The 12,146-nt window shown below is 74.9% G+C and carries 11 protein-coding genes; 5 read left to right on the plus strand and 6 right to left on the minus strand.

The genetic code is table 11. The features are described from left to right. Nucleotides 1-71 precede the first annotated feature (71 nt). On the minus strand, nt 72-656 hold the full coding sequence (locus ACFVVU_RS37610; protein WP_387794281.1) for a DUF4396 domain-containing protein: 585 nt from the start codon (nt 654-656) through the stop codon (nt 72-74). Nucleotides 657-793: 137 nt separating this feature from the next. Here ACFVVU_RS37610 and ACFVVU_RS37615 point away from each other — a divergent pair, with 137 nt between their 5' ends. After that, entirely contained in the window at nt 794-1,507 is a 714-nt protein-coding gene (locus ACFVVU_RS37615; RefSeq protein WP_380689926.1) for a class I SAM-dependent methyltransferase, read from the plus strand. A 255-nt stretch (nt 1,508-1,762) separates the two neighbouring features. After that, nucleotides 1,763-2,608 carry an undecaprenyl-diphosphate phosphatase gene (locus tag ACFVVU_RS37620; protein WP_380689928.1) on the plus strand — a complete coding sequence of 282 codons (846 nt, stop codon included), beginning with the start codon at nt 1,763-1,765 and terminating at the stop codon, nt 2,606-2,608. Nucleotides 2,609-2,707: 99 nt separating this feature from the next. On the opposite strand, the gene ACFVVU_RS37625 is transcribed toward ACFVVU_RS37620, so the two are convergent. Continuing rightward, the gene (locus ACFVVU_RS37625; RefSeq protein ID WP_380689261.1) at nt 2,708-4,222 is read right to left on the minus strand and encodes a HEAT repeat domain-containing protein; all 1,515 of its coding nucleotides are present in this window, start codon (nt 4,220-4,222) and stop codon (nt 2,708-2,710) included. A 286-nt stretch (nt 4,223-4,508) separates the two neighbouring features. Between ACFVVU_RS37625 and ACFVVU_RS37630 the strand changes: the two genes are divergently transcribed. Beyond that, nucleotides 4,509-4,856, plus strand: coding sequence for a PAS domain-containing protein (locus ACFVVU_RS37630; protein ID WP_380689262.1), 348 nt, complete (start codon nt 4,509-4,511; stop codon nt 4,854-4,856). A gap of 57 nt (nt 4,857-4,913) precedes the next feature. Here ACFVVU_RS37630 and ACFVVU_RS37635 read toward each other — a convergent pair whose 3' ends face one another. Next, complete coding sequence (locus ACFVVU_RS37635; RefSeq protein WP_387794283.1) at nt 4,914-6,398, minus strand: hypothetical protein; 1,485 nt, start codon at nt 6,396-6,398, stop codon at nt 4,914-4,916. A gap of 476 nt (nt 6,399-6,874) precedes the next feature. Between ACFVVU_RS37635 and ACFVVU_RS37640 the strand changes: the two genes are divergently transcribed. After that, complete coding sequence (locus tag ACFVVU_RS37640; RefSeq protein WP_387794284.1) at nt 6,875-8,113, plus strand: phosphotransferase; 1,239 nt, start codon at nt 6,875-6,877, stop codon at nt 8,111-8,113. A gap of 24 nt (nt 8,114-8,137) precedes the next feature. Here ACFVVU_RS37640 and ACFVVU_RS37645 read toward each other — a convergent pair whose 3' ends face one another. The 3 genes from ACFVVU_RS37645 to ACFVVU_RS37655 all read right to left on the minus strand — a co-directional run bounded on the left by ACFVVU_RS37645 (nt 8,138) and on the right by ACFVVU_RS37655 (nt 11,268). After that, complete coding sequence (locus ACFVVU_RS37645) at nt 8,138-9,394, minus strand: acyl-CoA dehydrogenase family protein (protein ID WP_387794286.1); 1,257 nt, start codon at nt 9,392-9,394, stop codon at nt 8,138-8,140. Between the two features lie 383 nt (nt 9,395-9,777). After that, complete coding sequence (locus ACFVVU_RS37650; protein ID WP_355369788.1) at nt 9,778-10,272, minus strand: hypothetical protein; 495 nt, start codon at nt 10,270-10,272, stop codon at nt 9,778-9,780. 738 nt (nt 10,273-11,010) lie between these two features. Further along, nucleotides 11,011-11,268 (minus strand): DUF397 domain-containing protein, encoded by a 258-nt coding sequence (locus ACFVVU_RS37655; protein WP_380715569.1) that lies wholly within the window; start codon nt 11,266-11,268, stop codon nt 11,011-11,013. 285 nt (nt 11,269-11,553) lie between these two features. On the opposite strand from ACFVVU_RS37655, the gene ACFVVU_RS37660 reads away from it, so the two are divergent. Then, entirely contained in the window at nt 11,554-12,093 is a 540-nt protein-coding gene (locus ACFVVU_RS37660; RefSeq protein WP_380684081.1) for a PTS-dependent dihydroxyacetone kinase phosphotransferase subunit DhaM, read from the plus strand. The last annotated feature ends 53 nt before the right edge of the window (nt 12,094-12,146 follow it).

The raw sequence follows: 12,146 nt of genomic DNA on the forward strand, positions 1-12,146 counted from the left end.
GCCCGCGCCTGCCCCCTGCGGAGGGGCGGGCGCGGGCCGCGGCGTTCGGTCCGGGCAGCGCGGGCGAGCGGTCAGTGCTGGTGGTAGGCGTGCACCACGGCGTGGCCGCGGCCCTTGCCGATCATCCACTTGTTGATCGGGACGGTCAGGACGAAGGCCAGGAGCAGCGAGCCGGCCAGCGCCAGCCAGAACAGCAGATCGCCGAGGCCGGCGTCCATGGCGCCGGGGACGGTCATCATCACGGTGTTGTCGATGATCTCCATGACGATGATCGAGACGGTGTCGGCGGCCAGCGCGACCTTGGCGGCGGTGCGGACGTCCAGGCCGGCCTTGAGCACGCCGCGCATGGTCAGCGCGTAACCGAAGACGAAGGCCAGCAGGATCGAGAGCACCACGGTGGCGCCGTTGTGCAGCCCGAAGGCGGTGCCGAGCACCATGCCGAGGATCTCGCCGATGGCGCAGCCGGTGAGGCAGTGCAGGGTCGCCTGCGCCGCGGCCGCCCAGGTGGTGGCCCCGCCACCGTGCCCGTGGCCCTCGTGGTGTGCGTGCCCGTGGTGGCCCTCATGACCCTCGTGGCCGCGGTGTTCGTGGTGCTCGTGCTCGTGGTGCTCGTGGCCGGCGTGCTGCCGGTGGTCGTGCTGGGCGGGGTGCGCCATGTCGTCCTCCGCGTGCTCGTTCCCTGTGGCCGTGCTGCCCGGCTCGTCGATGACTCTATACCCCCCTGGGGTATCTGCCAAGCATTGATCAGCACGCCCTCTTCCCACCCGGCGCCCACCGTGCTCGGATGGTTCGCATGGCTGACGAACGACACCCCCAGCACCGCGAGGGCTACCGCGGCACCGGCCCGGGCGCGATCACCCCGGACGGCTGCGCGGTCGACATGTACGCACGGCTGCCCGTCAACGACGAGCCCGACCTGATCGCGGGCGCCGTCCCGCCCGGCGCGAGCCTGCTCGAACTCGGCTGCGGCGTGGGCCGGATGACCCATCCGCTGCTGGAGCGGGGCTTCCGGGTGACGGCGGTGGACGAGTCCGCCGAGATGCTGGCGCGGGTCCGCGGGGCGCGCACCGTGCGCAGCCCGATCGAGCGCCTCGACCTCGGCGAGCGCTTCGACGTCGTGCTGCTCGCCTCCTTCCTGATCCACGCCGGCAGCCTGGACGTCCGCCGGGGCCTGCTGGACGCCTGCCGCCGGCACGTCGCCGCGGACGGCTGCGTGCTGATCCAGCGCGAGGGCGAGGACTGGCAGACGCGGGCGAAGGTGCCGCGCGAGCGTCCGCTCGGGACGGACGGGCTGGTCCGGGTGGCCTCGGCCACGCCGGTGGCCGAGGGCGTGAACCAGGTGCACGTGGAGTACGAGTTCCCGGACGCCACGTGGACCCAGACCTTTCTGTCGCGCCCGATGGACCGGGCGGAGTTCGAACAGGCGCTCGCCGAGGCCGGGCTGGCCGTCGACTCCTACCTGACCGAGGACCGGATCTGGGTGCGGGCCCGGCCGGTGGCCGGCTGACCGGTCCGGGGGCACCGGTCGCGGGAACGGCCCCGAAAGTGGGGGCGGGCGACAGGCCGTCACCTGAACGGCGTAGCATCAGGCGGACGCCGGGCCCGCGCGCGGCCCGTAGCGCCGGGCGGGACCGGTGGTTCGCCTGCAATCGAGCCGCGCCGCTGGACCGCGCCGGCCGGTTCGCAGGGCCGTTCCCGCACCGACCAACAAGGAACGCTTCATGCGCATCGAGCGACGGATACCCCGGGCGGGTGTCCGGTGATCGAGTGGTTCCACGGGGCCGTCCTCGGCCTGATCCAGGGGCTCACCGAGTTCCTGCCGATCTCCTCCAGCGCCCACCTCCGGGTCTTCCCCGCCCTGCTGGGCTGGAAGGACCCGGGAGCGGCCTTCACCGCCGTGACGCAGCTCGGTACCGAGACCGCGGTGCTGATCTACTTCCGCCGCGACATCGCGTCGATCGTGAAGACCTGGACGCTCTCGCTGTTCAAGCCCGCGCTGCGCTCGCACCAGGACGCGCGGATGGGCTGGTTCGTGATCATGGGCACCCTGCCGATCGGCATCCTGGGCAAGCTGTTCCAGGACACCATCGAGCAGGACCTCCGCGACCTGCGGATCATCGGCAGCACGCTGATCCTGTTCGGCGTGATCCTGGCGGTCGCCGACCGCACCCGGGCGATCCGGCACGCCAAGCCGATCACCGACCTGACCCTGCCGCACGCGGCCGGCTACGGCATGGCCCAGGCGCTCGCGCTCATCCCGGGCGTCTCGCGCTCCGGCGGCACCATCAGCGCGGGCCTGCTGCTCGGCTACAGCCGCGAGGCGGCGGCCCGGTACTCGTTCCTGCTGGCGATCCCGGCGGTGCTGGCCTCCGGCGTCCTGGAGCTGTTCAAGATCGGCGAGGGGCCGGCTCCGGCCTGGGGCCCGACCATCCTGGCCACCCTGATCGCCTTCGTGGTCGGCTACGCGGCGATCTCCTGGTTCCTGAAGTACATCTCGAACAACAGCTTCATGCCGTTCGTGATCTACCGCATCGCGCTCGGCGTCCTGATCATCGTCCTGGTCTCCGTGGGCACGCTGGCCCCGGACGCCGGCGTGGTCGCCAAGTAGCGGCGAACGAGAACCGCGTTCCATTCGGGAGCAGCAGAGCGGGCCGGCCCACCGTCGAGGTGGACCGGCCCGTTTCGTCGTCCCGGCGCAGGCGGCGCGCTAGCGGCGGCGTTCCCGGGCGGCCGTCAGCCGGCCCCGGACGGCGGCGTGGACCTCGGCCTCCTCGGCCGGGTCGGCGGCGAGGCGGCGCAGGCGCTCCAGCACGCGGGCGTCACCGGTGGTGGCGACGTGTCTCGCGGCGAGCTCCCGGGTGGACTCCTCGCAGTCCCAGAGGCACTCGACGGCCGGCCCCTCGGGGAAGTGCACGTCGGTGGCGGCGAGCGCCCGGGCGGCGCGACCGCGCAGTTCCGAGGAGACGGCCTCCCCGTAGATGTGGCGCAGGACCGGGACGGCTCCGGCGGCGGCCAGCCGCCCCGCGCCGTCGACCAGCGTCCCGAGCCCGGCGTCGGCCCCGGACACCCCGTGGACCGAGACCCAGCGGCGCAGCCCGCCCACCACCAGGGGCCCGTCCACGGGCTCCCCCGCGTCGGCCAGCAGCCGCACGGCGGCCTCGCCGAGGGCGCTGTCGGCGCCGCCGGTGGCCGGGTCGGCCCAGCGGCGGGCCTGGGCCAGCGCCTCCGGGCCGCGCATCCGGCCGAGCAGTTCCAGGGCGAACCGGACCATCCGGTCGTCCACGTCGGCGGCGGCCGCCTCGATCAGGCCGGCCGCGGCCGGGTCGCACTGGTCGACGAGGTAGCGCAGGGCCGCCCGGCGGGCGCCGGGCAGACCGCTGCGGGCCGCCTCCAGGACGGCGCCGAGGTCCTCGGGCCGCACCACGGCGGCCAGGCAGCGGGCGGCCGCGGCGGCGCGGCGGTCCACCGCGTCGGGGCGGGCCGGGGAGCCGGCGTCACGGGGCGCCTCGGGGCGGACCGGGCCGCCCGCGAAGGCGGCGGCGCCGAGGCCGCCGAGCTCGCCCTGGTCGGCCCAGGCCAGCACGTCGGAGGTGGACCAGCCGGGGGTGACGCCGCTGCGGTTCAGCTGGCGCTGCCACAGGTCGAAGGGTGACTGCTCACTGGCCGCGGCCACTCTGGGGTGGTAGGCGGCCCAGAGCCTCCAGGGCCTGGGCTCGTAGGCGCCCCGGATGGTCTCGCGCAGCTCGGCGTCCCCCTCGGGGCCCGGCGCGAAGCGGTCCAGCACGGCGGTCCCGAGCAGCAGCAGGCCGCGGTCGTCGTCGCGCAGCGCCAGCTCGTCCAGGGCCCAGGCCCAGTTGGTGCCGGTGGCGGCGTACTCGCGGAGCATGAGGAGGGCGTCCCGGCGGCCGTACGCGGCGAGGTGGCCCAGGACGGACAGCGCGAGGCCGGTGCGGGCCTCGTCCTCGTCGAGGAGGTCCTCCGGGGAGTGGAGGTGGTCCTCGATGCCGTCGAGCGACGCCTCCAGCTCCATGTAGAGGCGGGCGTAGTAGAGGGAGCGGTTCTCGACCTGCCAGTCGGCTCGCGGGTCCCTGGTGACGCACTCCTCCAACGCGGTGATGGCCTCGGTGCGGTCGGCGGCCAGCGCATGGAGCTGCCCGTCACCGCGACCTCGCTGCAGGAGGCCGAGGAGGCTGGCACTGGGTGCTATCACTGGCTCGAACATGAGGTCAGCATCCGTTGCGGCGGTCGTAGTGGCAACGGGATTTCCGTCGCCGGGGTCTCTGGTCGGTACTGCGGTGGGCGCCCGGGCGCCGGAATCACCGAAGGTTACCGCTTCGGACAGCCCGTCGCACACAGGGCGACCGGGCCATTGTGCGCACTGGCATATGCCGGGGGAACTTTGGCGGCGTTCTGTCCAAATCGCCCACGGACGTCGGACCGCTGTGCGAAAGTCGTTCCCACCATCGCCGGCCGACCGCCGCGCACGGATGACTGGACACACCATGCCCATGACACCGACGCCCGGCCGCGACACGGTCGCCGCCGCCGAATGGGACCTGCGCACCGACGACGTGCGCTGGTCCGCCGAGGCCTACCGACTGCTCGGCTGCGACCCCGGCCACGGCCCGCTCAGCCTCGACCGGCTGCCCGACCGGCTGAGCGAGGCGGACCGGCCGCAGCTGCGCCGGATGATGACCGACGCGCTGGTGCACGGCCGGTCCGCCGTCGGCACCCTCCAGGTCCGCCACCCCGGTGGCGGACACGGCATGGTCGAGTGCGCCGGCGAGCCCGTGCTCGGCAGCGACGGCACGGTCACCGCCCTGCGCATGCTGCTGCGCCCGGCCCGCGCCTGCTGACCGCCCCGGCCCCCGAACACCCCGAGGCCCCGGCCCCGCCGCCGGGCCCGGCCGGGATCAGGCGAACCGGGACCGGTTCTTCGCCGCCGCCACCCGCAGCTCCTGCCCCAGCTCGCCCCGCAGCTCGTCCACCGCCGGCACGCCCCGGTAGTGCGCGGTCAGCCGGTACATCTCGCGCAGCCGGTCCCACGTCCGGTGCGAGGAGTTCTGGCCGATCAGCCGCAGCGCCTCCCTGACCTGCGCGTCCGCCGCCTCCGGCTCCCCGGTGAGCCAGTGCACCGAGGCCAGCGTGATCCGGTCGAACAGCGCCGAGCGCAGCTGACCGGTCCCCTCCCGCAGCCGGATCACCCGCTCCGCGTGCCGGCGCGCCTCACCGGCGGCCGAGACGTCGTGCTCGGCGAGCGTGCGCAGCACCAGCGCCTGCATCCCGCGCAGCTCCGCCTCGTCGAAGACCTGCATCCAGGACGGCGGCGGACCGTCCGGGTCCTCCGCGAAGAGGTCCTCCGCCTCCCCCAGCAGCCGCCAGGTCGCCTGCGACTGCCCGATCGACGCGTGCGCCCACGCCTCCACGGTGTTCAGCATCGCCCGGGTGCTCGGCAGCATCCGGCCGCCGCTCGCCCGCGCCGCGGCCATCAGGTCGATCGCGTCGTCGGCCCGCCCGAGGTGCACCATCTGGCGCGCCGCCCGGGAGAGCGCCTCCCCCGCCCGCGGCCGGTCGTCGGCCTCCTTCGCCGACTCGGCGGCCAGCGTGAAGTACTTCTGCGCGGTCGGCTCCAGCCCCACGTCGTGCGACATCCAGCCCGCCAGCACCGCGAGGTTGGCCGCGACCAGCCACAACCGCCGCTCCACGGCGGCGCTGTGGCGGTGCGTCAGCAGCCCGCCCACCTCGTTGAGTTGACCGACCACCGCCTTGCGCTGCAGGCCGCCGCCGCGGGCCGCGTCCCAGGCCCGGAACACCTGCACCGAGCGCTCCAGCGCCTGCACCTCCTCGGACCCCACCGGGCCCGCGTCGTACAGCTCCACCACCGGCCGGACACCGCCCTGGGTGACCACCTGGCGCGGACCGGGCGCCGAGGCCGCGTACGCGACCGCGTCCCCGCCCAGCCAGCCCTTCAGCGAGTCGGCGATGACCACCCCGGCCGTGAGCGCGGCGCCCGCACCCACCAATCCACGTCGGTTCAGCATGAGGTCCATTCCCGTGAACTCGGTGAGGACCGCGGCCGTCCGATCCGGCTCCCATGTCGACGTGGTGGCGGACTGCCCCGCTCCGGTCCTGGTGGGCCGGTGTCGCTCCAGACCGAGGTCCTCAGTGGTGACGACACGGCCGAGCCGCTCCGTGAACACGGCTGCCAGTACCCTCGGCACCGGATCGCGCGGGATCTCCCCCTGCTCGATCCACCGCCGCACCCGCGAGGTGTCGGTGGACAGCTGCTGCTGTCCCATCGCGGCACCCCGCCTGTTGACCAGCCGGGCCAGCTCGCCCTTCGACCATCCGGTCAGGACGAACAGATCGGCGAGTCGGGTGTTGGGTCCCCTGCTCAAGTGAAGCCCCCAGGATTCCTCGGCTGGTCCGAGGCTAGAGGCTCCGCCAGGTACCCGGCGAGCATTCGCCAGGCTTCGCCAGGGTCCGCCACATTACCAACCACCGTCGCCCGGGTGTGATGTAGAGGTGCGTCACCTCGCCTCCGGGTCGGGCGGCGTCCCAGACCGGTCCGGGGGGTTCCCCCGCGCGGGTTCCGGGGCGCTCCCGGTCCTCACCCGAGGGGGTGGCGCGGCCGGGTGGCGCGGGGGCGCCGGGCACGGCCGCGGCAGAACCGGCCGACCGCATTCCCCAGGGTGCGGACGGCCGGTCCACCGCCGCAGCACGGGGTTCCGGCCCCGGCGTCCGTGCCCGGCGCCCGCGCACCACCCACCGGAGCGCACAAGGGCCCGCCGCCGGACCAGGAACCCGGCGGCACGGCCCTCCCCGCCCCCGCGGGCTCATCCGAGACGGACCAGGAAGGGATCTCCCTCACCCCATGTACTCCTCAGCGACCTCCCCGACGCCGACCGCGCCCCGGACCGCGCTGCGCCCCCCCACCGCAGCCGCCGGCCGTCCCGGCCCGAAGCAGGTCCCGCCGCCGTCCCGGCCGGCCGCCCAGCGCGGCGCCGTCGACGGCCGGCCCGCGGACCCCCGGGGCCAGGCCGCCCGGGCCGCGCTGGGGCTCCGCTCGCCCGAGACCGCCGCCCCGGCCGGGCCCCGCGTCCCCGGGGCCCGGATCCCCGCCGCCCGACCCGGCGACGGCCGGCCGGGGCTGCTGCGCCCGCCGGTCCGGCCGGGCCAGCCTGCGGCACAGGAGCGGATCGACCCCTCGGCGCTGCAGACGCCGTCCGTCCGGGCCGCGCTCGCCGGCGTCTCGCGGATATGTCCCGCGTTCACCCCGCGCCAGGTGCTGCGCGAGGGAAGCCGCCACATCCTGGTGGCGGGCACCATCGGCCGGGCTCCGGTGGTGGCCAAGTGCCTCTCCCCGCAAGCCGTGCGGAGTGCGTACTTCGAGCAGCTGGTGGCCGACTTCCACCACGAGGTGGCGGTCTACCGGGCCTTCGTCCGGCACCGCCCGCCGGTGCGGCTGCCCCGGCTGGTGGCGGCCGACCACGACCGCTGCGTGCTCGTCATGGAGCGCGTGCCCGGCCGCCCGGCCGCCCGGGAGCGCCACCCGGCCAACGCGCCCACGCCGGGCGAGGTGCGGGCGCTGCTCACCGCCGTGCGCACGCTCAACCTGTGGCGGCCGCCGACCGACGTGTTCCAGCCCCGGCTGGACTACCAGTTGGAGATCGCCCGCTACCACTCGGTGGGCCAGCTCACCGACCGGGACGCCGGGGACCTGCGCGGCCTGCTGCACGGCCTCGGGCACGCCCCGCTCCAGCTGTGCCACGGTGACGCGCTGCTCAGCAACATGCTGCTGGCGCCGTCCGGTCCGGTGCTGGTCGACTGGGAGCAGGCCGGCTGGTACCTGCCCGGCTACGACCTGGCGGTGCTCTGGAGCGTGCTGTCCGGGGACACCGCGGCACGCCGGCAGATCAGCCAACTCGCCCAGAGCGGCGGCACGCTGGCCCGGGACGCGTTCCTGGTGAACCTGGTGCTGGTGCTGATGCGCGAGATCCGGCTGTACGACGTGCCGGGCGCCGGCGAGGAGCAGCGGATCATGATCCGCCGGCTGTACGACGACGCCGCGCTGGCCCGCCGCGCGGTCCGGGCCGCCGTCGGGACGAGGTGACGCCGGCCGGCCGCCGGCGTCCGGTCAGGGCCGGGCGCCGCGTTCCAGGGCGGCCCGGCCCGCGGCCTCCAGGACGGCCTCGTCGGGGGCCAGGTGGACCCGGCTGCTGAGCGCGTCCCGCAGGTAGCGCTCCAGCGGGTGACGGCGGCTCAGGCCCGGGTTGCCGGTGAGCGAGACGGCCTGCTGGACGGCGGATATCGCGGCCCGGGTGGCCAGCAGGTGGGCCGGGCCGGTCCGGGCGACGGCCTCCGGCTCGGCCCGGTCCACCCGGGGGGCCAGCCCGTGGACCAGTTCCTCGGCGCCGATCAGCTGGGCCTCGATCTCGCCCAGCGCGCTGCGGTAGCGGGGCAGGCTGCCGAGCGGTTCGGTGAGATTGGCCGGAGTTCGCTGGTGCAGGAAGCGGACCAGCCAGTCCTGGGCCGAGCGGGCCACCCCGACGGCCACCGCGGAGAGCGCCAGATCGTGCCAGGCGCGGGCGAGTTCGGCCGCCGGGACGGCCCGGGGCACGTCCCCGGTGGCGGTCGAGGCAGAAGCGGGGCGCGCGGCAGAACCGGTAACGCCCCTTCCGGCGCCGCCCTTCGGCGGGTTCAGGCCGAGCGCGAGCTCGGCGGGCACCCGCACCTCGTCCAGCACCACGTCATGGCTGGCACTGGCCCGCAGGCCCAGCTGGTCCCAGGTCGGATCGACCTCCAGCCCCTCGCTCTCGCCGCGCACCAGGAAGGTGCCGGTCCTGGGCTCCGGTTCGTCGGTCCGGGCGGTCACCGCCATCCAGGCGAGCGCCTCGGCACCGGCGCAGTACGTCTTGCGGCCGGTGAGCAGCCAGCCCGTACCGTCCCAGCGGGCCACCGTGGCCGGCGGCTCGCCGGCGCGGGCGCCGGGCTCCGCGTGCAGAGTGTTGACCAGGGCCGGTCCGCGCCGGGACTCGGTGAGCAGCCGCCGGTAGCCGGCCACCGGCCAGCCGGCGGTCCGCGCCTGTTCGGCGTGCTGGAGCAGGGTGAAGGCGGTGACCACGGCCACCGAGGCGTCCCCGCGCCCGAGTTGGGACAGCACCTGGACGGTGTCGGCGAGCGTGCCGCCGGGTCCGCCGTACCGCCGGTCGACGGTCAGGGTGAGCAGTCCGGCCTCGTGCACGGCCTCGATGCCCTGGTAGGGGAAGGTCGCGTCGCGGTCGTGCTCCTCGGCCCGGGCGGCCAGCAGGTCGACGACCCGGGGCAGCCCCGCGAGGGCGGAGGCGACGGGCGACGGAACGGCGGGCGACTGATCGGCAGCGATGGTGCTCATGGGGCTGGTGCCTCCGGGCGGCAGCGTGGGCTCTGACTCCTCGACACACCCGCATCGGGCGCGCGGTACCGGTAGGCGACCCCGGAGGTCGGCGGAACTCCCGCCCCCGGACCGGCGCCGGCCGTTCGGCCGGCCGCCCGCCGCCTCGGGGACGAATCCCCCTCAGTGGCCCGGACACGCCGCGCTGGCGGTGCGCCGCAGGTCGAGGTAGCTGCGACGGGTCAGCAGCAGGGGACGGCACGACATGTCCGCGACTTTACGAAGCCGTGATCGAGGCCGTCAAGCAGCGCCCGAGGCCCGGAACGAGCGGGGTGACGGGAGTGCGACGAGTGCCGGACCGGGCGCCGGAACCCTGCCCTCCGGGGCACGGTTCCGGTACTCCGTCAGCCCTGCTGGAACATGTCCGCGGGCAGCGGCTTGAGCAACTGGTAGAGGTCGTCCGAAATCGGTCGGTCCCAGGAGGCGATGGTGACCTGCACGCCGTCACTCCGGCCGAACTGGGCACAGAAGACCCGGCCCTCGCTGACCTTGACCTTCTTCACGATCAGCAGGTCGTCCCCGAGCATGACCGGGAAGTCCTCCGCCGAGACGAAGTCGACCGGTTCCTCGTCACCGAGGGCGGCGAGCAGCTGGCGCACCTCGAAGGGCACGCTGTCGCCGGTGTCCCGGGCCGGCGAACCCTCGGGGAGGTTGCCGATGAACATCGCCGGGCCTCTGCCGCCGAACAGGTCGTAGCGCAGGAAAATCCCCTGGCAGGAGCCGTCCGGGCCGGTCATCATGGCCGCACCGAAGTCGCCGGGCCAGTCGCCCGGGTCCATGGCGAGCACGTCGAAGTCCGGGCCGGTGGGCTGACCGGAGCGACGGCGGAGAAAAGACATGGGAACATCGTACGTGCCCGGCACACCACGCTCGCGGGGTGGGTGGGACGCTGGACGGAGATCCACGCTCAGAGACCAATGTTGACTCTGAGCAACCGTCCGGGCTACGTTCGGTTCAGCACGACAGCCGTTCTGGGTTTCACCCTTCGGGGGGACGGCCTGTCGCAACGCGGCCCTACCCGCGTTTCCCTCACTGTGCACACCGTCGTGTCGATCCGCCGAGCACCCAGCTTCGAGGTGGCACACAGCACAGCACACAAGCCAACAGTTCCATGCACCACAAGCAAGGTCCGCGGGGCCCCGGCCCGTCGCTCCCGCGGATCTGCTCGGGACGCCGCCGCGTGGGGGCGTGCGGGTCCCGGGCACCGGCACCGGCCTCCGAGTCGCTCTCGGATCCGGCGCCATCCTCCCGGCGACTGCCGGCCCCTCGTGGGCCGGGAACGGCCGACGCACCCCCGGTGCGCAGGGGATGACTGGGAGGAAACCCGGCAGCGCTGTCGGGTTGCACAGCAGGCGCCGTGTCTGGCCGCGTGGGGGCGGTGGGCACGGCGTCTGCCTGTGCTCATACTCTGAGCTGCGTTTGTCCAGCAGTCAACAGAAATTATGACGGGGCACGCTCAAATGTGATCGGAACGATGAGCCCCGGAGACCTTCGGGGCGATCTTCGGCACCGAGACCTTCGACACACCGCGTCCGGCCCGGCCGGACGCGCCCGCGGGGGCGTCCGGCCGGATCCGGTCAGGTGAGGTCGAACTCGCCGTCCCGCGCGCCGAGCACGAAGGCCCGCCACTCCCCGGGCGTGAACACCAGGACCGGACCGTCCTCCTGACGGCCGTCCCGCATGCCGATGTAGCCGTCCACGAAGGCGATCTGGACGTCGCCCACGCCCTGGCTGCTGCACAGCCAGGTCGCCCCGGTGAAGTCCACCTTCGGCTTCCCGTTCGCGCCGAGCTCCGCCGCTCCGGCCGACTCCGTTCCGACCCCGGCCGACTCCACCCCGGTCCCGCTGTTGGCTGCCACTGCTGGTCTCTCCTCCCGACGGCCTGAACGGCCCCAGCCTAGTCATCCGCGCGGCCCCCGGTCAGCGGGATCGGCAGGACTCCCCCGGCCGGGGCCGACGGACCGTCAGCGGGCCCTGCCCGCCGTCGGAGGCGTGTCCCGCGCGGGCGGGCGGCGGGCGAACTGCCAGAGTGTGGGGAGCCCCCACCGAGCCCCACCGCCCGAGCGCCCCGCCCGGGCACCCCACCGCCCAGCCCCCACCGAGCGCCCGAGGAGCAGCCGATGAGCCGCCGGGACGGCACCCGCGCCGATGTCATCCCCATCTCCGACGCCCCCTCGGCCCACCCTCCGGCGCCCCGCACCCCGCCCGCCCCGGCCCCGCAGCCCCGGCCGGCCCCGGGTCGGCCCCCCACGCACGGCCGGGTCGGCGTCGTCCTCGTCTCGCACAGCCAGGAACTCGCCGACGCCGTGCGCACCCTCGCCCTCGCCCTGACCGACGACGGCTCCCCCGCCCCGGTGGCCGCGAGCGGCGGGGACCTGGTGGCCGGCCCCGGCATCAGCGCCGTCCTGGTCGCCGCCGCCACCCGCCGGGTCGACCAGGGCCACGGCGTGGTCGTGCTGGCCGATCTCGGCGGCGCGGTGACCACCGTCCGCAGGCTGCTCGCCGACGCCGACGAGCACGGCCTGCCGTTCCCGGTCCGGTTCGCCAACGCCCCGTTCGTCGAGGGCGCGGTGGCCGCGGTGGCCACCGCCACGGCCGGCGGCGACCTCGCGGCGGTGCTGGACGCCGCCGAGGAGGCCTACCGCCAGCCCAAGGGCTGAAACCCCCCGCCCCGCCGCGCCCCGGGCCCGCCGTGTCCGCTTCCGGCCGTTCT

Source organism: Kitasatospora sp. NPDC057965, assembly GCF_042887135.1.
In the GTDB taxonomy this organism is placed as follows: Bacteria; Actinomycetota; Actinomycetes; order Streptomycetales; family Streptomycetaceae; genus Kitasatospora.